The sequence below is a fragment of the Streptomyces sp. NPDC001904 genome, from assembly GCF_040297005.1.
Classification (GTDB): domain Bacteria; phylum Actinomycetota; class Actinomycetes; order Streptomycetales; family Streptomycetaceae; genus Streptomyces.
The window spans coordinates 317,562-339,045 of record NZ_JBEOYI010000007.1; the positions used below are offsets into that span (position 1 = coordinate 317,562).

The window sequence follows — 21,484 nt, forward strand, 5'->3', positions numbered from 1 at the left end:
CCGGACCGCACGACGCGGCCCCCCTCTCCCGGGAGAGGGGGGCCGCGTCGTGTCCGTCCGAATTGCACCCCTGCTTGCGCCGCGCACGGCCGATGGGTTACTCACTACCTCCCACGGGCCCGGCCCCGACCGTAGAGGGGGCGGCCGGGTCCGGGCCGCGTGCTGCGGCGAAACGTCACATCGCGACGACGCCGAGCCGGTCGAGGAACCGGAAGAACAGCTCCTCCGCCGACGGCTCGGCCCGGGCCCGCAGCACGTCGAGCAGCGGCCCGCGCTCGACGGTCCGCGCGCCCTCGGCGGCCCAGGCGACGGCGCGCTCGGCGGCGTCGTCGGGCGGCAGGAAGTAGTCCTCCAGGGCGAGTTCGTCACCGCCGATGTACTGCGCCATCGCGGTCCGGCCCAGACAGGTCGTCCAGGCACCGCCGCTCGGCGCGGCGGCCTCCACCACGGCGCACCTGCTGTCCATGACATAGGCGAACAGCGCGGGCGCGCCCGTCTCGGCGGCGAGGGAGTTCATGCTGCCGGGATCCGGCGCCTGCTCCCCGTCGGCCCCGCCGCCCGGACACTCCCACACCTGCCAGCCCCCGGCCCGCTCCTCCAGGAGGGTCAGCGCGTCGCGCACCCCGCCCAGCGCGTCCAGTTCCTTGAGCGGCCGTTCGCTTCTGGCCACCACGTAGTAGCCCCAGTAGCCCATCCCCGTGCCCCCGTCCCGGTGTTCTTCGCGGCTCGGGCCGAATACACCACAGGCGTACGGGACTTCGCCACCGGAAACGCAAACTGGGACAGCCCGCCCTCAGCCGTCCAGCCGGTCGGCCAGTTCCTTGAACTGCGTCCAGGTCAGCTCGGGCTTCTCCGGGTCCCACAGCTTCTGCACCGTCGCCCGCAGCGGCATCCTGATGCCCCGCGCGACCTGCTCCGGCGTCTGGGACTGCGCGAGGTCGCACCAGACGGCGAAGGAACCGCCGAGGATCTGGTCGTCGTACTTCTCGGGGACCGGACGCGTGCCGCGCACCACCAGCGGGGTCCAGTTCTCGTAGATCCGCTCCCCCGTCGGATAGACGAAGGTGTTGGGCTGACCGAGGACGTAGTAGAGGTACTCGTCGTTGTAGTTGGTCAGCTCGCGTCCGGCGCTCAGATAGGAGACGGGGTCGCGCGCCCCGATCTCCTTGCCCGTCCAGTACGCGACCTCCAGCTTCTTGTCCGCCTCGACGACCCCGCCGGTGAAGAACCCGTCGTTCCACGCCTTCAGCCTGCGGTCGAAGGGCTTCATGGTCGCGGCGCGGTCGTTCAGCCAGCCCTGCGCGAGGTCCTGCACCCGCGCCTTCGCCCCGTACTTCTCGCGTGCGGCGCGCGCCAGCTGCGGGAAGGACGCCTCCGGGTTCGTCCGCGTCAGCGCCTGGTACTCGTCGCCGCCCAGGTGCCAGTAGGCCCCCTTGAACAGACCGGCGTACTCCTTCAGCAGGTCGTCGACGATGTCGGCCGCGGCCGGCTTGGAGATGTCGATCGCGCCGCGGGTGGCGACCCCGCCCACGTCGCGCAGCTGGAGGTCGGGGTGGGCCCGGATGACGGCGCCCAGGTGCCCCGGGGAGTCGATCTCCGGCACGACGGTGACGTGCCGCTGCGCGGCGAGCGCCAGGATCTCCCGCACCTGCGCCTTGGTCAGGTGCTCGGAGGAGACGATCTCGGGGTGCGAGTCGGACTCGATGCTGAAGGACTGGTCGTCGGAGAAGTGCAGGCCGAGCTGGTTGTACTTCAGGTCGCCGAGCTCCCGGACCCGGTCCTTGATCCAGCCGGCCGTGAAGTGCTTGCGCGCCATGTCGAGGCTGAACCCGCGCTGCGGCTTGGCGGGCTCGTCGGCGACGACGCCCTCGGGCGCGGTGCCCCCGTCGTGCACCTCCTGCTTGAGGGTGCGGGTGCCGTAGAAGACGCCGGTGTCCCGCGGAGCGACGATCCGCACCCGCCCGTCCGCGACGGTCATCCGGTACGACTCCGCGCCCGCGCCGGACGCCCCGCCGAGCGCCAGCTCCACATCGCCCGGGCCCGCCTTCGCGTCCTCGCCCGCGTACGTCAGGTCCAGCTCTCCGGCGATCAGCCGCCCCTCGTCCGCCAGGTCGGCGTCGCGCACCACGACCCGCCCGCCGTCCGGCTTCCAGCCGGGCCCGTGCGCCGGGGTGAAGTCCCGCACCGCGGGGATCGTGCGCGGGGGCGTGGACAGGGGATAGGACCGGCTGGGCGACGGAGACGACGAGGACGCGGACGGCTCCCGCGCCGCGGCACCGCGCTCACCGTCGCCGCCGCCGTCGGGCCACACCGCCGCGGTGACGGCCACGGCCCCGGCAGCGACCACCACGGCCCCCGCCAGCAGGACCTTCCGCTGCTTCTCCATACGATCCGGCTCCGATCTGCGCCCCGAAGGGGGCGCGGGGAACTGCGCGACCGGCCACACTCGACCCGCGGTCGCAGACTCATCGTGGGCTCCACGGCGCGCGGGCGCAGACCCATGGGGACCCCGCCCGTCCACTTCAGGCCATCAAACTCCCCGTCCGAGTGAAATTCGCGCATCCGTCGGACAGTCGCAATCAGGCCTCGCTAGCGTTGCGCCACAAACAAACTCCGTTTCACCGCACAACCCGATGGGGCCCCGCGTCGTCAGAATGACCAGAGCACCCCGCACCACCGATCCCAGCCGCCGGAGGCACCCGCTGTCCGCGCACCGCCCCTCTCTCGGCCCCGACCGCCTGCCCATACCGGCGCAGGTCACACCGCACGAGGGACTCACCCGGCTCAACGCGCTGCCGCGGCACGCCGCCGAACAGGCCCTGCACTCCTGCTGCGCCAGCCGTGCCTGGGCGCACCGGCTCGCCGCCCACCGTCCGTACCCCGACCTCGACGCGCTGCTCGCGGCGGCCGACGAGGCGTCGTACGACCTGGCGCCCGCCGACGTCACCGAGGCCCTGGGCCGCGAGAGCCTGCCGCTGCCGGCGGTCGCCGCCGTCTACTCGGCCGCGCACACCGCACTCGCCGCGGCGCACGCGGCCTACCAGGACCGCTTCGGGCACACGTTCGTCGTCTGCCTGGACGACACCGCGCCCGACGAGGCCCTCGACCACCTGCTCAGCGCCCTGCGCGACCGCCTGGGCAACGACCGGGAGGAGGAGCGGGTGGTCGCCGCCGACGAACTGCGGCGACTCGCCCGGGGGCGCATCGTCCGGCTGGTCCGGAACTTCCCGGATCTGCTGAACCGCCCGGAGCGCACCGATCGTCCGGCCGTCCCCGCGGCGGGCCCGGGACCGGCGGAGCGGGGCGCGGAGCGGGAATGCGTCGGCAATAGCCCGTACGTGCCTGTTTGATTGCCTGTTTGATCACACCGAAGGCCCCCGGGCGAGCGAGCCGACAACTCGTCGATACGATGACGAGCGGCCGGTGGACCGTACCCGGCCGGGCCCGACCGACACCGAAGCCGGCGCGGCCCTCAGTCCCCGCTCCCGGAGGGTTCTTCCGTGCCGGCTGGAACGCTGTACCGCGGCCGGGAAGGCATGTGGTCGTGGGTGGCTCATCGAGTCACCGGTGTCCTCATTTTCTTCTTCCTGTTCGTACACGTCCTGGACACCGCTCTCGTCCGCGTCTCCCCCGAGGCGTACGACGATGTTGTCTCCACCTACAAGACGCCGATCGTCGCGCTGCTGGAGTACGGCCTCGTCGCCGCCATCCTCTTCCACGCGCTCAACGGCCTGCGTGTCATCGCCGTCGACTTCTGGTCGAAGGGCCCGCGCTACCAGAAGCAGATGCTCTGGACCGTCGTGGGCATCTGGGTCGTCCTGATGGTCGGGGCCCTGTACCCCGTCCTCGGCCACGCCGTCCGTGAACTCTTCGGGAGCTGAGGCCAGACATGTCCACTGACACCACCTCCGGCGTCGGCCCCGTCGAGGGCGTCTCGCTCTACGACGTCGACAACCCCGCGCCGTTCATCGAGGCCCCCCGCAAGCGCACCTCGAAGACCCCGCGCTCCACGCGCGGCAACTTCGAGATGGCCGCCTGGCTGTTCATGCGCCTTTCGGGTGTCGTCCTGGTCGTCCTGGTCCTCGGCCACCTGCTGATCCAGCTCGTGCTCGACGGCGGCGTCTCCAAGATCGGCTTCGCCTTCGTGGCCGGCCGCTGGGCGTCCCCGTTCTGGCAGGGCTGGGACCTGCTGATGCTGTGGCTCGCGATGCTGCACGGCGCCAACGGCCTGCGTACCGTCATCAACGACTACGCCGAGCGCCCCACCACCCGCATGTGGCTGAAGGGCCTGCTGTACGCCGCGACGGTCTTCACCGTCCTGCTGGGCACGCTGGTGATCTTCACCTTCGACCCCAACATCCGTTAAAGCCGAGGCGAGCGAAACCGTGAAGATTCACAAGTACGACACCGTCATCGTCGGCGCCGGCGGCGCGGGCATGCGCGCGGCCATCGAGTCGACGAAGCGCAGCCGCACCGCCGTGCTGACCAAGCTGTACCCCACCCGCTCCCACACGGGCGCCGCGCAGGGCGGCATGGCCGCCGCGCTGGCCAACGTGGAGGAGGACAACTGGGAGTGGCACACCTTCGACACGATCAAGGGCGGCGACTACCTGGTCGACCAGGACGCCGCCGAGATCCTGGCGAAGGAGGCCATCGACTCGGTCCTCGACCTGGAGAAGATGGGCCTGCCGTTCAACCGCACCCCGGACGGCACCATCGACCAGCGCCGCTTCGGCGGCCACAGCCGTAACCACGGCGAGGCGCCGGTCCGCCGGTCCTGCTACGCCGCGGACCGCACGGGCCACATGATCCTCCAGACGCTGTACCAGAACTGCGTCAAGGAGGGCGTGGAGTTCTTCAACGAGTTCTACGTCCTGGACCAGCTGATCGTCGAGGTCGACGGCGTCAAGCGCTCCGCGGGCGTCGTCGCCTACGAGCTGGCCACCGGTGAGATCCACGTCTTCCAGGCGAAGGCGGTCATCTACGCCTCCGGCGGCACCGGCAAGTTCTTCAAGGTGACGTCGAACGCGCACACGCTGACCGGCGACGGCCAGGCCGCCTGCTACCGGCGCGGGATCCCGCTGGAGGACATGGAGTTCTTCCAGTTCCACCCGACCGGCATCTGGCGCATGGGCATCCTGCTGACGGAGGGCGCCCGCGGTGAGGGCGGCATCCTCCGCAACAAGGACGGCGAGCGCTTCATGGAGAAGTACGCGCCGGTCATGAAGGACCTCGCGTCCCGTGACGTCGTGTCCCGCTCCATCTACACGGAGATCCGTGAGGGCCGCGGCTGCGGTCCCGAGGGCGACCACGTCTACCTCGACCTCACGCACCTCCCGCCGGAGCAGCTCGACGCGAAGCTCCCGGACATCACGGAGTTCGCGCGCACGTACCTCGGCATCGAGCCCTACACGGACCCGATCCCGATCCAGCCGACCGCGCACTACGCCATGGGCGGCATCCCGACGAACGTCGAGGGTGAGGTCCTCGCGGACAACACCACCGTCGTCCCCGGTCTGTACGCCGCCGGTGAGGTCGCCTGCGTGTCGGTGCACGGCGCCAACCGCCTGGGCACCAACTCGCTGCTCGACATCAACGTCTTCGGGCGTCGTGCGGGCATCGCGGCCGCCGAGTACTCCCACACGGCCGACTACGTCGAGCTGCCGGAGAACCCGGCGTCGCTGGTGGAGGAGCTGGTCGAGCACCTGCGCAACTCCACGGGCACCGAGCGCGTCGCGGTCCTGCGCAACGAGCTGCAGGAGTGCATGGACGCCAACGTGATGGTGTTCCGCACCGAGCAGACGATCAAGACGGCCGTCGAGAAGATCGCCGAGCTGCGCGAGCGCTACCGCAACGTGTCGATCCAGGACAAGGGCCGGCGCTTCAACACCGACCTCCTGGAGGCCATCGAGCTGGGCAACCTGCTCGACCTGGCCGAGGTCATGGCGACCAGCGCGCTCGCCCGCAAGGAGTCCCGCGGCGGTCACTACCGCGAGGACTTCCCGAACCGCGACGACGTCAACTTCATGCGCCACACCATGGCGTACCGCGAGGTCGGCGACGACGGCACGGAGACGATCCGTCTCGACTACAAGCCGGTCGTCCAGACCCGCTACCAGCCGATGGAGCGTAAGTACTGATGGCTACTCCGACCATGGACAAGCTCGAGGCGCTCGAGGCGGACAACGGCTCGCACCTCATCACGGTCACCTTCCGGATCCGCCGGTTCAACCCGGAGGTCTCGGCGGAGTCGACCTGGGAAGACTTCCAGCTCGACATCGACCCGAAGGAGCGCGTCCTCGACGCCCTCCACAAGATCAAGTGGGACCTGGACGGGTCGCTGACCTTCCGCCGGTCCTGCGCGCACGGCATCTGCGGGTCCGACGCGATGCGCATCAACGGCAAGAACCGCCTTGCCTGCAAGACGCTCATCAAGGACATCAACCCCGAGAAGCCGATCACGGTCGAGGCCATCAAGGGCCTCACCGTGCTGAAGGACCTCGTGGTCGACATGGACCCGTTCTTCCAGGCGTACCGGGACGTCATGCCGTTCCTGGTCACCAAGGGGAACGAGCCGACGCGCGAGCGTCTGCAGTCCGCCGAGGACCGCGAGCGGTTCGACGACACCACCAAGTGCATCCTGTGCGCCGCGTGCACGTCGTCCTGCCCGGTGTTCTGGAACGACGGCCAGTACTTCGGTCCGGCCGCCATCGTGAACGCCCACCGCTTCATCTTCGACTCGCGCGACGAGGCCGGGGAGCAGCGGCTGGAGATCCTCAACGACCGTGACGGTGTGTGGCGTTGCCGCACCACCTTCAACTGCACGGACGCCTGCCCGCGTGGCATCGAGGTCACCAAGGCGATCCAGGAAGTGAAGCGCGCGCTGATCACGCGCCGCTACTGACCTTCCCGGTCCCGCCGTGCCGTGGGCCCCGCTCCTTCCCGGAGCGGGGCCCACGCCCGTTCGAGGACCGTGTCAGCGGCGGATCTGGCTGAGGATCGTCGGATCGGTGATCTTCGTGTCCGCGGCCAGCATCAGTGCCTTGCTGAGGACGACGGCCAGTACCCGGTCGCCCTCGAAGGGCAGGTAGCCGGTGTCGGCGGCGCCGCCGCCGGACTTCGGCACGATGCACAGGTACTGGTCGTTCGGCGTCATCAGGATGTTGCCGGAGCCCAGGTGGATCTTGTACGTGTGCAGCTCGCCCTTGACGTGCAGGAAGCGGCCCTCGAGGTGGCAGCGGTCGGCGATGGCCAGCCGCGGCACGAGGCGCTCCAGGAGGGCGCGCCGGGTCTCGGCGCTCTGGTTCAGCTCACCGAAGCCGTACGAGGTCCAGTACTCCCGGAAGCGGCCGCCGGGGCCGCCGTCCTGCCACGTCGGATCGTTCCCCACGCTGGCCACGCCCACGAACAGGTCGACGTCGCGCAGCACTTCGGAGAGGACGAGCTCCGGTATCTCGCCGAGCGGCAGCGGCTCGACGGGTTCCTGGCCGTCGCGCAGCCACATCCGGTACTCGCCGCCGCAGCAGTGCGCCGCGTTCTCCGGGGCGTCGATCGGGTAGAAGCGGACCTGGTCGGTGCGCAGCCGGAGATAGCTGCCCGACTCGGTGGTGTCGACGCCGTACTCCTGGCCCTCGCCCTCGATCCAGTACTCGGCGCGCAGGCCCCACTGCGGCAGCTCGCGGGTGGCGGGCGGTGCCTCGTCGTCCACGCTCAGCCGCAGCTTGTTGCGCCAGCCGCGGACGGCGGCGAGGGAGTGGAACTGGTGCTGGCGGACGATGTGCGCCGCGAACCGGTTCGAGTACGTGCCCGTGGTGCGCTCGGCGTCGGTCAGCAGGTACACCTCGCGGTGGGCCTGCTTGAACGGCTGGGTGACCGCGTGCCGCTCCAGCCAGTCCCGCCAGGCGACGACCTCGGCGGGGTCGCGGCCGACGGGGTGCCAGAGGGTGACCTCGGTGCCGGTGGTGACGGGGTCGTCGGTGAGGGTGCGCAGCTCCCCGTCGGCGAAGCCGGCCGCGGTGCCGTCGACGGTCCACAGCAGACGGCGGGCGAGGGCGCCGACCAGCGGGTGGTCGAGGTAGCGCTCGCGCCAGGCGGCGTAGGACCAGGTGCGGCGGGCGAGGAACTGCCGGTCGAGGCGCTCGGCCTGGGCGCTGAGCATCTTGTCGATGTCCTTGACGGCCGCCTTGAGCTCCTTCAGCTCGTCCGCGTGGTCGCGGCGGACGGCGGCGGGGACGGACTTCACGCTCTTGCCGGTGGCGGCGACCCAGCCGAGGACGGCCTTGGTGCCGCGCACCTCCAGCCGGGCGGTGGTGTCGCCGAGACGGAACTCGGCGCGGCCGACCTCGGTGAGCCCGTACGCCGGTACGGCCAGCTCCTCGATCTCCTCACGGGTCAGGCCCATGGCGCTCGCGCGGGCGTCGAGGGCGGCCTCCAGGAGCTTGACGGTGGCCTTGTAGGTGAGGCGGGTGGCCAGCCGGGCCAGCTCGGCGAGGGCGGCCTCGCCGTCGATCCTCGCCAGCGCGTTGACCCCCGCGTTCGCCACCTTCGGGTTGACCGGGCCGAGGCCCGGCACCTTCTTGAGCGCGGTCTCGACGAGCGCGCCGAGCGCGCGGGCGGTGTCCGGGCGGGCGGGGAGCAGGGCGAGGATCCAGGTGAGGCCGCGCAGCGCGTTCGCGTTGAACGGGTCGAAGCAGAGGTTCGCGTCCGGGCCGTACCGGAAGGTGGCCAGCTCGAAGGTGCGGGGGCGGCCGACGAGCGGCAGCCAGTCGAGCACCGCGGTCCGCACGGCCTCGGCGCCGAGCGGCTCGACGAGGGCGAGCGCCGCCCTGTCCCACGTGGCGGTGGGCTTCGCCGAGGTCGCGGTCGCCGCGTGGGCGAGCAGCGCGCGCCAGGCGGCGGCATCGTCGGCGGCGGCGTGGGCGAGGGCCCGCTCGGCCCACTGCTCCCCCACGTTCAGCACCGGGTCCGTCAGTTTTCTGGCCAGGGCCGTCATCTCCCGGTCGCTGTAGGTCTCCAGGGCGCAGCGGCGTACGTAGGCCACGACGGGCGCGGAGAGGGTGCGGCCCGCGGCCAGCTCGGCCTCGGCGACCGCGGCCACGCCGTTCCCGTACGACACCGCGTCCTCCAGGCCGAAGCGCTCCAGCTCGGCCGTGCGCTCGGCCGCGAGCGGGTCGCCGGGCAGGTCCGCGCCGACGGCGGTCAGCAGGCGCAGCGCCTGCGGCCGGGCGCGCTCGCCGGCCCGGCGCTCCGGGTGCAGCCGGCGCAACTCCTGTGCCGTACGGGCCCGCAGGGTGGTGTCGAGCGTCTCCACGAACGCGACGATCCTGTTCCACACGTCCGCGCTGTGCCCTTCTCTCGTCAGTGCCGCGTCCAGCGCCTCCCGCGCGAGCGCGGCGGCGTCCCCCGCGGCCGCGTGGTCCTGCAACCGGTCCAGCCTGAGCACCATCCGCATGTCAGCCACCCACCAGCGCGACGAGCTTCAGGAAGGTCACCTCGGCGCCGAGCCCCAGCTCGATCTCCTCGTCCGGGTCGGTGAACTGGCGGTCGCCCACCAGGACCAGGAAGCCGCTCCCCCCGAACGCCGTCAGGGCGCGGGCCGTCTGGGCCTCGGGGTCGATGCGGCGCGGGGTGCGCAGCGCGTATCCGTTCAGCACGCGCTCCGTGTGCTCCGGCTGGACCAGGCCCTGGAAGACCCGGTCCGCCGATCGCGCGTTGAACTCCGCGACCTCCTGGAAGACCCGCCGCCGGATCAGCTCCCGTACGGTGAGCCGCTCCTCGGCGATCTCCAGGCCGAAGGCCGTGTCCCTGTGCCCCGCTGTCGTCTCGTCGACGAACGTCACTGTCCCCATGTCCAGGACCGTACGGGCCACCACTGACAATCCCCCCGCCCCCGCTGCACGCCTTTTGCCCGACTCGACCGCTAATCTGACGGAATGTCACCTGATGATCGACTGGATGTCCTCGGCTTCGACAACGCCCTGTTCCCCGTCGGCGACCTCGGCGAGGCCGTCGCCTTCTACGAGCGCGCCGGGTTCTGTGTGAAGGTGCGGTTCGACGAGGCGGGGATCGCCCTGCTCGGCGCCGGCAAGGAGACCCCGGGGCTGCTGCTGCGCACCGAGGAGGAGTTCGGTCCGCGCTCCCCCGCGTGGCCCGCGGCGCGGCTGTGGCTGGAGGTGCGCGACGCGCGGGCCGCGGGCGAGCAGTTGACCGCGGCCGGGATCGAACTCCTCGACCCGCCCTTCTCCACCTCCACCGGATACGTCGTCGAGTTCGCCGATCCGTGGGGCAACGTCATCGGCTTCACCGACTACCTCAAGCGCCCGGAGCTGGCCCGCACTTGAGATCCGCGTCACGTCCCGTCCCGTAGGACGACTCTCGCTTGAACGTGTTCAAAAACAGGTCTACATTCATCCCTGTCAGCGTTTTTGAACGCGTTCAAGGAGGGTGGGGCATGGACCTCACAGTCGTGGCGTACGTCGTCTATCTCGCCGTCAGCATCGGGCTGACCGTCTGGGTGGCACGCACTCTGAGCAGCAACGGCCGGATCTTTCTCTCCGACGTGCTGCACGGCAACGAGAAGCTGGCCGACGCCGTCAACCACCTTCTGGTGGTCGGCTTCTACCTGGTGAACCTCGGCTTCGTGGCCCTGTACCTGAGCGGCGACGAGACCATCACCACCACACGCCAGATCTTCGAGTCGCTGTCGACCAAGCTCGGGGTCGTCCTGCTCGCGCTCGGTGTGATGCACCTGGGGAACGTCTACGTCCTCAACAGGATCCGGCGGCGCGGGCTCATGGAACGTGAGCAGCAGCCGCCGGTCCCGCCGCAGGGGTGGGCCGCTCCGGCGGCCGGGGTGTGAGTGCGGTGGGAGTCGTGGGGGAAGCGGACCGGGGCGCACGGGGGGACGTCCCGGTCCGCCGGCTCACGGTGCTGTACGACGCCGAGTGCCGGCTCTGCACCTTCGTGCGGAACTGGCTGGTGAAGCAGCGGCAGCTGGTGCCGCTCGATCTGGTCCCGGCCGGGCACGCACGGGCCCGGCGGCTCTTCCCGGACCTGGATCACGCGGCGACGCTCGGCGAGATCACCGTGGTCGCCGACGGCGGGCAGGTCTACCGCGGTCAGGCCGCCTGGGTCGTGTGCATGTGGGCACTGCGCGAGTACCGGCCCACCGCCCACCGGATGGCGACGCCCGCCGGGATGAAGGTCGCCAAGCAGGTGGTGCTCGGGGCCGCCAGGTACCGGGAGGCCCAGTGGGGTGCGCGGGCCGGGGGCGGCGCCTACCGCCGCTCGGACGGCTGGCGGTACGACCCGCAAGGCGGCTGGTTCCACGAGGCCTACGGGTACGGGGAGGAGCCGGCGGCACCGGCGGCAGGGTGCGACAGCGGCTGCCGTACGGCCGATTAGGCTCGACGGCGTGGCAGCAGAGAAGACCGTGAAGAGCGAGCAGACGCGGGCGCTGATCCTGGAGACCGCGATGCGGCTGTTCCGGGAGCGGGGCTACGACAAGACCACGATGCGCGCGATCGCCCAGGAGGCCGGGGTCTCGGTCGGCAACGCGTACTACTACTTCGCGGGCAAGGAACACCTCATCCAGGGGTTCTACGACCGGATCACCGCCGAGCACCAGGCGGCGGTCCGGTCCGTGCTCGACACGGAGAACGATCTGGAGGCCCGGCTCGCCGGGGTGCTGCGGGCCTGGCTGGACATCGCGGAGCCGTACCACGAGTTCGCGGCGCAGTTCTTCAAGAACGCGGCCGACCCGGAGTCGCCGCTCAGCCCGTTCTCACCGGAGTCGGAGCGCGCGCGGCAGACGGCGATCGCCATGCACCGGGAAGTGCTCACCGGGTCCAAGGCGAAGGTGCCCGCCGAACTCGCCGAGATCCTGCCGGAGTTGATGTGGCTGTCGCAGATGGGCCTGGTGCTGTACTGGGTCTTCGACTCCTCGGAGGGCCGGGAGCGCAGCCGCCGCCTGGCCGGCCGGGGCGCACGTCTGACGACCCGGGGCGTGGCGCTCGCCCGGTTCCGGGTGCTGCGGCCGCTCGTCCTCGAGGTGCACGAACTGTTCACCGACTTCCTGCCGGGGATGACCCGCCCGAAGCCTCCGGGGACGCCCTGATCCCGTACACCTCGTAGACCGACCCCTCTTACCTTTGCCTCAGCTTTGAGCTGTACCTTCGCGGGATGCCCGGCACAGCCTCGTCCCCGCATCAGCCGTCGTCCTCCCCGTTCAGCCGTCGCGCCGCGCTCGGTCTCGGTATCGGGGCGGCCGCCACGTTCGCCCTGCCCGCGCAGCGGGCGTCCGCCGCTCAGGCCGTGGGCGGTGCGCGGCTCGGCGCGTCCGGGGTGCAGGTGCGGCGCGGTGCCGGGGCCGCGAAGCCGCCGGGGCTCAAGGCCCGCGCGTGGCTCGTCGCCGACAACGACAGCGGTGAGGTGCTGGCCTCCTGCAACGCGCACAAGGCGCTGGCGCCCGCCTCCACCCTGAAGATGCTCTTCGCGGACACCGTGCTGCCGAAGTTCGACAGCACCGACAGGCACCGGGTGACCGCCGAGGACCTGGCCGGAATCCCGTACGGGTCCAGTCTCGTCGGCATCCAGGCCGGGACCACGTACACCGTCCACCAGTTGTGGCAGGGCGTCTTCCTGCGCTCCGGGAACGACGCCGTGCACGTCCTCGCCCACATGAACGGCGGCGTCGACGAGACCGTCGCGCAGATGCAGGCCCGCGCGAAGGACCTCCAGGCGAACGACACCCATGTCGTCAGCCCCGACGGCTTCGACCACAAGGGGCAGCTCTCCTCCGCGTACGACCTCACGCTCTTCGCCCGCGCGGGGCTGAAGAACGACGACTTCCGCGGCTACTGCGCCACGCGCGTCGCCGATTTCCCGGCGGGCGGCTCCAAGACCTTCCAGATCCAGAACACCGACCGGCTGCTGACCGGGCAGGGGGTCGCTCCGTACCGGGGGCTGATCGGCGTCAAGAACGGCTACACGACCCATGCGGGGAACACCTTCACCGGTGCCGCCACCCGTGACGGCCGCACTCTTCTGGCGACCGTCATGCATCCCGGGGCCGGGGCCGAGGTCTACGAGGAGACGGCCGCGCTGCTCGACTGGGGGTTCACGGCCGGGGGCCGGGTGAGCCCGGTCGGGGAGCTGGTCGTGCCGCTGAGCGAGCTGCCCAAGGAGTCGGCGTCGCCGGCCGCCGGGGCGCAGGCGTCCACCGGCGGGTCCGGCTCCGCCGAGCATCGGGAGGAGTGGGCGCTCGGGGGTTCCGCCGTGGTCGCTGCGCTGGCCGGCGGGAGTCTGGTGGCTCTGCGACGTCGGGGACGGCCTACCGGGCGACGGCGCGCATAGGGCACCCTCGGTCTCCCCGCGCCCCGTGTTGGGTTGTCCTTCGGGTGGCGCCCCGGTGGGGGCTTCTCGCGCAGTTCCCCGCGCCCCTGGGCCGTCTGCCACGCGCGGCTCTCGTCGTGGTTGCTCGCGCAGTTCCCCGCGCCCCCGGGCCGTCTGCCACGCGCGGCTCTCGTCGTGGTTGCTCGCGCAGTTCCCCGCGCCCCTGAGGCAGGCGCTTCGCGCCGCCTCCCCTTGAGGCTGCGGCTCCGCCGCGCCTCTCAAGATGAGATGCCGCACGCAGTGCGCATCTCAGGGGCGCGGGGAACTGCGCGAGAAGCGGCCACCGGGGCGCGCGTGACGAACTGCCTCAGAGAAGTGCCGGGAAACGAACACGGAGAGGGCTGGGGCCGGGCCCCGCTCCTTGCAGAAAGGGTCAGGACCGGATCAGGGCCCAGACAGTTTTGCCGTGGCGACCGCGATGCCAGACACCCCAGGCCTCGGCCAGGGCATCGACCAGATGCAGCCCCCGCCCGTGCTCCCCGTCGGCCGGGACCGGCACCCTCACCTCCGGCTCGGCCGACGACGCGTCCGACACCTCGAGGAAGCACGAGCCGTCCGCGAGCACCGTCACCGCGACCTCGAACTCACGCTCCCGCACCGGACCGTGCCGCACCGCGTTCGTCGCCAGTTCGGACACGAGCAGAATCGCGGTGTCCAGCGCTTCAGCCGGCCCTGTGTGCCCCCAGACCGCGAGATGATCGCGCACCCGTAGCCGCGCGAGCCCCACCGATGCCGGGTGCCGGGGCAGTCTGAACGCACTGCGCCGCAACACACGTAGCCACCTCCTTCTCATCCGTCGCCGAACCACTTTGTCCGTTCACGTACAACGTGAACACAGTTGCGACTCAAGATGCTGGGGCATGAATACGCTGAGTGCCACCACAGTCACCGACAGCACGTCGGTATTCGGTCAGGCCTGACGGGACGCCAGCTCGACGACCGTGACGTCGGACGGCGCCCCCACCCGCACCGGCGGCCCCCAGGCCCCGGCGCCCCGGCTGACGTAGAGCTGGGTGTCGCCGTAGGACTCCAGGCCCGCGAGGGTCGGATTGGCCGCGTCCGCGACGAAGTTGCCCGGCCAGAGCTGGCCGCCGTGGGTGTGGCCGGAGAGCTGCAGGTCGACTCCGTGCCGCACGGCCTCGTGGATCATCACGGGCTGGTGCGCGAGGAGCACGGCCGCGCGGGAGGTGTCGCGGTCGCCGAGCGCCTTGCCGTAGTCGGGGCCCTCGCCGTAATTCTCGCCGCTGATGTCGTTGACACCGGCGAGGTCGAACGCGCCCATCTCCACCCGGGCGTTGGCCAGCGGCCGCATGCCGATCTCGCGGACGTGCGCCACCCACGGGTCGGCGCCGGAGAAGTACTCGTGGTTGCCGGTGACGAAGTACGTGCCGTGGCGGGAGCGGAGCCGGGCGAGCGGCGCCACGGCGGGCGCGAGGTCCTCGACGCTGCCGTCGACCAGGTCGCCGACGACCGCGATCAGATCGGGCTGGGTGCCGTTGACGATGTCGACGACGCGCTCGGCGAAGCCCCGGCCGAGCACCGGCCCGAGGTGCACGTCGCTGACCACGGCGATCCTGAACCCGTGGGCGGAGCGCGGCAGTTTGGCCAGCGGGACGGTGACCCGCTTCACCTTCGGGCCGCGCAGCACGCCGTACGCGCCGTTGCCGACGATCCCCGCCGCGGCGACGACGGAGGCGGCCCCCACGGTGCGGGCGAGGACGAGCCGCCGGGTGGGAGCGGCGACGGGCGCGGGTCCGGGCGCGGCCTCCGGCTCCGGTTCGGGTTCGGGGGCGGGTTCGGAGTCCGGTTCAGGGGCGGCGGCCGGTTCGGAGCGGCGCGGTCCCCGGTCGGACCACCGCCGCAGCAGCGGCCGCACCGCCTCCCCCACCAGCAGCGCGAGCAGCAGGTAGAGGGCGAACGCCATCCACAGGAACCCCGGCCAGGCGAGCGCCCGTTGCAGCGGGAAGGGTGCTCCGGCCCGCTCGGCGGCCAGCGCCGCGAACATCAGGACGGGGCCCGCCACGAACACGGCGGCGCCCAGGCGCCGGGGCCACCCGGGCCCGGCCGTCGTGGCCCTGACCAGGCGGCGGTACGCGTAGTAGTGCAGCCCGGCGAAGGCCGCGAGCACGGCGACGGCGACGAGGACGAACACGACGACCATGACCGGCCGCCGCTACGGGGCGCTGCGCAGGGCGCGCACGCCACGGAACCCGATCACTCCGACCACCGTCCCCAAGACAAAGGAAACGATCGCGAGGGTCAGGTGCACCCAGAAGTACGCGGTCGGGTCCCCGGCGTCGTCGAAGGCGAGGCCGCTGCCGTCCTTCCACAGATTCTTGGCGAAAGTGATCCAGATGATCCATGACCACACCCCGAAGGCGAGCAGGAACCAGGAGACGGGGCGACTGAGCTTCATGCGTTCAGTATCGCCAGCGCGCGCCGCGCACCGCCGCCGGGGTGGGGCGGCGCAGACACAGGACACCTCGGCGGAGACTTACGGGCCCGGTACCTGTACGTTCTCGTCCGTGTCTGCCCATGAGTCGTACGTCACCTCGTACCCGAAGAAGTCCGCGCACTTGCAGAAGTCCGCGCTCGTCCTGGCCGCCTGTGCCCTGACACTGACAGGGATCGCCCCCGCGGCGGCGGCCGCGGACAAGAAGGACGACAAGCCTCCGGCGACGATGTCGGACATCGGTGGCGCCCGGCTGGCGAAGGCGGGCACCCAGGTGGAGCTCGGCGGCGGCGCGCCGGTCCTGCCCAAGGACCTGACGGCGAAGTCCTGGATCGTCAGCGACGCCGAGTCCGGCGAGGTCCTGGCCTCGCACAACGCGCACTGGAGACTGCCGCCCGCGAGCACCCTGAAGATGCTGTTCGCGGACACCGTCCTGCACAAGTTCCCGAAGTCGACGACGCACGAGGTCGTCCCCTCCGACCTGGCCGGCATGGGCGCGGGCTCCAGCCTCGTCGGCATCAAGGAGGGCTTCACGTACACCGTCCACGACCTGTGGCTCGGCGTCTTCCTGAAGTCCGGCAACGACGCGGTGCACGTGCTGTCGGCCATGAACGGCGGCGTCCCGCAGACCGTGAAGGACATGCAGGCCCACGCCGACGAACTGCAGGCGAACGACACGCACGTGGTCAGCCCCGACGGCTACGACATGCCGGGCCAGACCTCGTCCGCGTACGACCTGACGCTGTTCGCCCGCTCCGGGCTGCACAACCCGGACTTCCGCGAGTACGCGGCGACGGCCCGGGCCAAGTTCCCCATGAAGCAGAAGAAGGGGAAGACGACCGAGCGCTTCGAGATCCAGAACACCAACCGGCTGCTCACCGGGGACTACGGCATCTCGCCGTACAAGGGCATCGCGGGCGTCAAGAACGGCAACACGACCAACGCGGGCGCGACCTTCACCGGTGTCGCCCAGCGCGGCGACAGGAAGCTCCTCGTCACCGTGATGAACCCCAGCTCCACCGAGTCCTTCGCGGTCTACAAGGAGGCCGCGCGGCTGCTCGACTGGGGCTTCGAGGCCGACGGCAAGGTCTCCCCGGTCGGCCATCTCGTGCTGGCGAAGACGGCCGCCGCGCCGTCGGGCTCGGCCGCGCCGAAGGGCGACGCCGGTCCCGCGAAGCCCGACGCGCACGCCGCGGTCGCCTCGACGGACGGCTCCAGCGGTGTCGGGATCGCGCTGGCGATCACGGGTGGGTCGCTGGTGGTGCTGGCCGCCGCGGTGTTCCTGGTGCGGAAGAAGTGGCCGGCTCAGAAGCGGAGCTGACGCCGGTCGCCGACCAGGCGGCGCAGAACAGCAGCAGTTTCGCCGTGAAGTTGATCCACAGCAGCAGGGCGACCGGCGTGCCGAACGCCCCGTACATGCTCTTCGCGGCGACGCCCTTGATGTAGCCGCCGAGCAGCATCTTCAGCAGCTCGAACCCGGCGGCGCCGATCAGCGCCGCGGTCACCAGATCGCGGCGCTCGGGCGCCACCCCGGGCAGCAGCGTCAGGACGTAGAGCAGCAGCAGGAAGTCCGCGAGCACGGCGATCGCGAACGCGGCGACCTGGAGCAGGAAACCGCCCCAGCCGTTCTTGTCGAGGCCGAGCCCGTCCGCCGTGGCGTCCACCGCGGTGGAGGCGACCGTGGACGCCACCATCGAGGCGAGGCCCGCGCCACCGAGGCCGACCAGGATCCCGGCGTCCTTCAGCTTGCGCATGACCGGGTTCTCGTCCGGGTCGGGCAGCTCCCACACGGCGCGCAGGCACTCCCGCATCGAGCCGACCCAGCCGATGCCGGTGAACAGCAGCAGCGCGCCGGCGACGACCCCGACGGTGCCCGCGTTGTCGACCAGCGCCTGGATGTCCAGCTGGTCGGAGATGCCCGGCACCTGGTCGCCGATCTTGTCCTGGAGTTCCTGCTGCTGCGCGGTGGACAGCGTGCCGGCGGCGATCGCCGCGGCGACGGTGAGCAGCGGGAACAGCGCGAGGAAACTGATGAACGTCATCGCCGCCGCGAGCCGCGCCCAGTGCACCGCGTCCAGCCGCTCGTAGGCGCGCCAGGCGTGCGTCAGCATCAGCCGGCTCACCAGGGGGCCGACAACGGGGAGCTTCTTCAGCCAGTCCATGATCCAACCCTGCCCTGATCGGCCGTTTCCATCGGTCCCGCGCGGTGGGCGTCCGCGCCGAAGACCAGAGTGCGGGTACCCCAGAACCGCAGGACCGTGGCCAGCGCCATGCCGATCCCGGCTCCGGATACGGTGTCCGCCCGCTGCGACGTCAGCCCGAATCCGTAGTGCGACACGGCGAGGCACAGCAACTGCACCAGCGCGCCCGCCACGTTCACCGCGAAGAACACCCCGTACTGCCGCAGCCGTGTGACCCGCGGCGCCGCGCCCCGGTAGGTACCGAGGGCGTTGCCCGCGTACGCCACCGAGCAGCCCGCCACGAAGGAGAGCGCCTTGGCGGTGAGCGGGTCGAACCCGGCCGGGCCGCGCAGCCACACGAACAGGCCGAGGTCGGCGGCGTACGCGCAGAGCCCCACCCCCGCGAAGGCGGCAAGCTCCGGTCCCAGCGCCCGCAGCCGGCTCACCAGTCGACGACCGCGAGTCCGTACATGGCCAGCCACACCAGGCCGATGACCGCGAGGGCCCGGTCGCGCAGCACCACGTCCTCCGGCTCGCCGGCCGTGCCCCGGTCGGCGAAGACGGCGTAGCGCAGCACGGCGAGGATGAACGCCACCATCGACAGCTGCCGCCAGGGCAGCAGGCTGGTGCGCGCGACGCCGCCCTCCTCCATCGCCCACAGGCAGTAGGCGAGCACGGCGACCCCGGCCGCGAGCTGCCAGACGAAGCGCAGGTATCCGGTCGTGTACTGGTTCAGCAGGGCCCGCGTGGCGCCCTCCTTGCCGGCCATCTGCACGGCCTCGGAGTACCGCTTCGCGGAGACCATGAACAGCGCGCCGAACCCCGTGGTGATCAGGAACCAGCGCGACAGCGGGATGCCGAGCGCGAGCCCGCCGATCATCGCCCGCATCAGGAACCCGGTGGTCACCACGGTCAGATCGACGACGAGTACGTGCTTGAGGCTGACGCAGTAGGCGAGCTGCATGACGACGTACGCGGTGAGCAGCGCCGCCGTCAGCGGGTTGCACAGCGCCGCCGCGACGGTGGGCGCGAGGGCGGCGAGGACCGCGCCCGTGGCGTAGGCGACGGGGACGGGCACCTGTCCCGCGGCCACCGGGCGGTTCCGCTTGACCGGGTGCGCGCGGTCGGCCTCGGCGTCGCGCGCGTCGTTGATCAGGTACACCGCCGCCGAGGCGAGGGTGAACAGGCAGAAGACCAGCGCCACTTGGGCCAGCGCGTGCCGGGAGAAGAGTTCGCCCGCGGCGGCCGGGGCGGCGACGACCAGGACGTTCTTCACCCACTGCCGGGGCCGTGCGGTCCGCAGCAGGCCCGCGGGCAGTCCGAGCGGGGTGACCCGCTGCCGTACCTCGGGCGGCCGTTCCAGGACCGCCGCGCCCTTGGCGCCGTCCGTCATCGGGGCGCACCCCCGGCGGCCGCCCAGCGCGCCCCGAGCCGCGCGGTCAGCGCCCCCAGCGCCGCGCCCGCGGCCACGTCGGACGGGTAGTGCACGCCGACGACGAGCCGCGAGACGCACATGGCGGCGGCGATCGGCGGCGCCCACTGCGCGCCCACCGGCCGCACCGCGCCGTAGGCGACCGCGGCGGCGGCCGCCGCGGTCGCGTGGGAGCTGGGGAAGGAGTGCCGGCCCGCCGTGCGCACCAGGGGTTCGATCCCGGCGCCGGCCTCGGGCCGCGGGCGGCGCACCACGCGCTTCACGCCCATGCTGGCCAGGTGGGCGCCCGCGGTCAGCGCGGTGGCGCGCAGCCAGGCCGGGCGCCGTTCCCGGTCGGCGGCGGCGCCCACGAGCCCGGCGGCGAGCCAGAGCGCGCCGTGCTCCCCGGCCCAGGACAGCGCTCGCGCGGCCGCCGCCACGCGCCGGTCCGAGCCGCAGTCGCGCAACGCTGACAGCAATCGGCGGTCGATGTCGTCCATGTGGCTCACTGTGGAGGCCGACCGGCTCGCAGCCCGCGCCATTTCGGATGACACCCCCTCAATCACCCATTTCGGTGAGGGAATATGAGATTTGGGGCAAAGCGACCTTCTACGGACGATACGGTCGCCGTCATGGCTGCAGCTCCTTCACCCACGGCACCCACGAGCCCCGGTTACGACACCGTGCCGGTCACCGGCTGGGGCCGCACCGCCCCGACCTCCGCGCACCTGGTGCGCCCCCGCAGCTACGAGGAGACGGTGGCCGCGGTCCGGGAGTGCGCCGTCGCCGGGCGGCGCGGCGGCATCGCCCGGGGCCTCGGCCGGGCCTACGGCGACGCCGCGCAGAACGCGGGCGGCGCGGTCCTCGACATGACCGGCCTGGACCGCATCCACGCCATCGACGCCGCGGGCGGCACCGTGCTCTGCGACGCGGGCGTCTCCCTGCACCGGCTGATGGAGGTCCTGCTGCCGCTCGGCTGGTTCGTTCCGGTCACCCCCGGCACCCGCTACGTGACGGTGGGCGGTGCGATCGGCGCCGACATCCACGGCAAGAACCACCACGTCCACGGCTCCTTCTCGCGGCACGTCGAGGCCCTCGAACTGCTCACCGCCGACGGCGAGGTGCGGATGGTGGAGCGCGGCACCGAGCTGTTCGACGCCACCGCCGGCGGCATGGGCCTGACCGGCGTCATCCTGACCGCGACGGTCCGGCTCCAGCGCGTGGAGACGTCGCTGATGACCGTCGACACCGAGCGCGCCACCGACCTCGACGACCTGATGGCCCGGCTGACCGCCACCGACCACCGCTACCGCTACTCCGTCGCCTGGATCGACCTGCTCGCGCGCGGCACCGCCCTGGGCCGCGCCGTCCTCACCCGCGGCGACCACGCCCCGCTGGACGCCCTGCCCGCCCGCGCCCGCCGCGCCCCGCTGGCCTTCCGCCCGGGCCGGCTGCCCGCGCCGCCCGCCTTCGTCCCCGAGGGCCTGCTGGGCCGCACCACGGTCGGCCTCTTCAACGAACTCTGGTACCGCAAGGCGCCCAGGTCCCGCACCGGTGAGATCCAGAAGCTCGCCACGTTCTTCCACCCCCTCGACGGCGTACCGCACTGGAACCGGGTCTACGGGCGCGGCGGCTTCGTGCAGTACCAGTTCGTCGTCGGGCACGGGCAGGAGGAGGCCCTGCGCCGCATCGTGCGGCGGGTCTCCGAGCGGCGCTGCCCGTCCTTCCTCGCCGTTCTCAAGCGGTTCGGCGACAGCGATCCGGGCTGGCTGTCCTTCCCGATGCCGGGCTGGACCCTCGCCCTCGACATCCCCGCGAACCTGCCGGGCCTCGGCACCTTCCTCGACGAGCTCGACGACGAGGTCGCCGCCGCGGACGGCCGCGTCTACCTCGCGAAGGACTCGCGGCTGCGCCCCGAACTGCTGGACGCGATGTACCCGCGCCTGGCCGACTTCCGGTCGCTGCGGGCGCGGCTCGATCCGGCCGGGGTGTTCCGCTCGGACCTGTCCCGCCGCCTCTCCCTCTGACCCCTCACAGGAGTTCGCCCCT

23 protein-coding genes are annotated in these 21,484 nt (G+C 71.7%); 12 read left to right on the forward strand and 11 right to left on the reverse strand.

Annotated features, from left to right (window positions below):
• Positions 1-175 precede the first annotated feature (175 nt).
• Positions 176-694, reverse strand: coding sequence for a hypothetical protein (locus ABT127_RS14735; protein WP_351448930.1), 519 nt, complete (start codon positions 692-694; stop codon positions 176-178).
• Positions 695-793: 99 nt separating this feature from the next.
• Positions 794-2,386, reverse strand: a complete 1,593-nt coding sequence (locus ABT127_RS14740) for a beta-N-acetylhexosaminidase (RefSeq protein ID WP_351448932.1) — start codon at positions 2,384-2,386, stop codon at positions 794-796.
• 268 nt (positions 2,387-2,654) lie between these two features.
• Between ABT127_RS14740 and ABT127_RS14745 the strand changes: the two genes are divergently transcribed.
• The 5 genes from ABT127_RS14745 to ABT127_RS14765 all read left to right on the forward strand — a co-directional run bounded on the left by ABT127_RS14745 (position 2,655) and on the right by ABT127_RS14765 (position 6,904).
• Positions 2,655-3,350 (forward strand): 2-oxo-4-hydroxy-4-carboxy-5-ureidoimidazoline decarboxylase, encoded by a 696-nt coding sequence (locus ABT127_RS14745; protein ID WP_502971703.1) that lies wholly within the window; start codon positions 2,655-2,657, stop codon positions 3,348-3,350.
• A 150-nt stretch (positions 3,351-3,500) separates the two neighbouring features.
• Positions 3,501-3,881, forward strand: coding sequence for a succinate dehydrogenase, cytochrome b556 subunit (sdhC, locus tag ABT127_RS14750; RefSeq protein ID WP_111663982.1), 381 nt, complete (start codon positions 3,501-3,503; stop codon positions 3,879-3,881).
• A gap of 8 nt (positions 3,882-3,889) precedes the next feature.
• A complete protein-coding gene (locus ABT127_RS14755; protein ID WP_351448935.1) occupies positions 3,890-4,366 on the forward strand; it encodes a succinate dehydrogenase hydrophobic membrane anchor subunit in 477 nt (158 codons plus the stop codon).
• Between the two features lie 19 nt (positions 4,367-4,385).
• Positions 4,386-6,140, forward strand: coding sequence for a succinate dehydrogenase flavoprotein subunit (gene sdhA, locus ABT127_RS14760; RefSeq protein ID WP_351448938.1), 1,755 nt, complete (start codon positions 4,386-4,388; stop codon positions 6,138-6,140).
• Positions 6,140-6,904, forward strand: coding sequence for a succinate dehydrogenase iron-sulfur subunit (locus ABT127_RS14765; RefSeq protein WP_111663979.1), 765 nt, complete (start codon positions 6,140-6,142; stop codon positions 6,902-6,904). The genes sdhA and ABT127_RS14765 overlap by 1 nt, the downstream gene beginning before the upstream one ends.
• A 72-nt stretch (positions 6,905-6,976) precedes the next feature.
• Here ABT127_RS14765 and ABT127_RS14770 read toward each other — a convergent pair whose 3' ends face one another.
• Positions 6,977-9,451, reverse strand: coding sequence for a DUF4132 domain-containing protein (locus tag ABT127_RS14770; RefSeq protein ID WP_351448940.1), 2,475 nt, complete (start codon positions 9,449-9,451; stop codon positions 6,977-6,979).
• 1 nt (position 9,452) lies between these two features.
• Entirely contained in the window at positions 9,453-9,848 is a 396-nt protein-coding gene (locus ABT127_RS14775) for a hypothetical protein (RefSeq protein WP_351448943.1), read from the reverse strand.
• Positions 9,849-9,932: 84 nt separating this feature from the next.
• Here ABT127_RS14775 and ABT127_RS14780 point away from each other — a divergent pair, with 84 nt between their 5' ends.
• From ABT127_RS14780 to ABT127_RS14800, 5 genes are all read left to right on the forward strand, one after another.
• Complete coding sequence (locus ABT127_RS14780) at positions 9,933-10,340, forward strand: VOC family protein (protein ID WP_351448946.1); 408 nt, start codon at positions 9,933-9,935, stop codon at positions 10,338-10,340.
• 110 nt (positions 10,341-10,450) lie between these two features.
• A complete protein-coding gene (locus tag ABT127_RS14785) occupies positions 10,451-10,858 on the forward strand; it encodes a hypothetical protein (protein ID WP_351448949.1) in 408 nt (135 codons plus the stop codon).
• Positions 10,859-10,872: 14 nt separating this feature from the next.
• Positions 10,873-11,403: a thiol-disulfide oxidoreductase DCC family protein gene (locus ABT127_RS14790; protein ID WP_351448952.1), complete on the forward strand. Its 531-nt coding sequence runs from the start codon at positions 10,873-10,875 to the stop codon at positions 11,401-11,403.
• Positions 11,404-11,413: 10 nt separating this feature from the next.
• On the forward strand, positions 11,414-12,115 hold the full coding sequence (locus ABT127_RS14795) for a TetR/AcrR family transcriptional regulator (protein WP_502971704.1): 702 nt from the start codon (positions 11,414-11,416) through the stop codon (positions 12,113-12,115).
• Positions 12,116-12,180: 65 nt separating this feature from the next.
• The gene (locus ABT127_RS14800) at positions 12,181-13,353 is read left to right on the forward strand and encodes a D-alanyl-D-alanine carboxypeptidase family protein (protein WP_351448954.1); all 1,173 of its coding nucleotides are present in this window, start codon (positions 12,181-12,183) and stop codon (positions 13,351-13,353) included.
• Positions 13,354-13,765: 412 nt separating this feature from the next.
• On the opposite strand, the gene ABT127_RS14805 is transcribed toward ABT127_RS14800, so the two are convergent.
• From ABT127_RS14805 to ABT127_RS14815, 3 genes are all read right to left on the reverse strand, one after another.
• Positions 13,766-14,164, reverse strand: a complete 399-nt coding sequence (locus tag ABT127_RS14805) for an ATP-binding protein (RefSeq protein WP_351448957.1) — start codon at positions 14,162-14,164, stop codon at positions 13,766-13,768.
• 138 nt (positions 14,165-14,302) lie between these two features.
• Positions 14,303-15,553, reverse strand: a complete 1,251-nt coding sequence (locus ABT127_RS14810; RefSeq protein ID WP_351448959.1) for a metallophosphoesterase — start codon at positions 15,551-15,553, stop codon at positions 14,303-14,305.
• A gap of 12 nt (positions 15,554-15,565) precedes the next feature.
• Positions 15,566-15,808 (reverse strand): SCO4848 family membrane protein, encoded by a 243-nt coding sequence (locus tag ABT127_RS14815; RefSeq protein WP_351448962.1) that lies wholly within the window; start codon positions 15,806-15,808, stop codon positions 15,566-15,568.
• Here ABT127_RS14815 and ABT127_RS14820 point away from each other — a divergent pair.
• Entirely contained in the window at positions 15,807-17,165 is a 1,359-nt protein-coding gene (locus tag ABT127_RS14820; protein ID WP_502971707.1) for a D-alanyl-D-alanine carboxypeptidase family protein, read from the forward strand. The genes ABT127_RS14815 and ABT127_RS14820 overlap by 2 nt on opposite strands.
• On the opposite strand, the gene ABT127_RS14825 is transcribed toward ABT127_RS14820, so the two are convergent.
• From ABT127_RS14825 to ABT127_RS14840, 4 genes are read right to left on the reverse strand one after another with little or no spacing between them, the layout of a single operon-like run.
• Positions 17,086-18,006: a YihY/virulence factor BrkB family protein gene (locus ABT127_RS14825; protein WP_351448967.1), complete on the reverse strand. Its 921-nt coding sequence runs from the start codon at positions 18,004-18,006 to the stop codon at positions 17,086-17,088. The two genes, ABT127_RS14820 and ABT127_RS14825, sit on opposite strands and share 80 nt — an antisense overlap.
• The gene (locus ABT127_RS14830) at positions 17,994-18,470 is read right to left on the reverse strand and encodes a GtrA family protein (protein ID WP_351448970.1); all 477 of its coding nucleotides are present in this window, start codon (positions 18,468-18,470) and stop codon (positions 17,994-17,996) included. The genes ABT127_RS14825 and ABT127_RS14830 overlap by 13 nt, the downstream gene beginning before the upstream one ends.
• Positions 18,467-19,417 carry a decaprenyl-phosphate phosphoribosyltransferase gene (locus ABT127_RS14835; RefSeq protein WP_351448973.1) on the reverse strand — a complete coding sequence of 317 codons (951 nt, stop codon included), beginning with the start codon at positions 19,415-19,417 and terminating at the stop codon, positions 18,467-18,469. The genes ABT127_RS14830 and ABT127_RS14835 overlap by 4 nt, the downstream gene beginning before the upstream one ends.
• Positions 19,414-19,935: a phosphatase PAP2 family protein gene (locus ABT127_RS14840; RefSeq protein WP_351448975.1), complete on the reverse strand. Its 522-nt coding sequence runs from the start codon at positions 19,933-19,935 to the stop codon at positions 19,414-19,416. Before ABT127_RS14840 ends, ABT127_RS14835 begins: the two co-directional genes overlap by 4 nt.
• 132 nt (positions 19,936-20,067) lie before the next feature.
• Here ABT127_RS14840 and dprE1 point away from each other — a divergent pair, with 132 nt between their 5' ends.
• Entirely contained in the window at positions 20,068-21,462 is a 1,395-nt protein-coding gene (gene dprE1, locus ABT127_RS14845; protein WP_351448977.1) for a decaprenylphosphoryl-beta-D-ribose oxidase, read from the forward strand.
• Positions 21,463-21,484 lie beyond the last annotated feature (22 nt).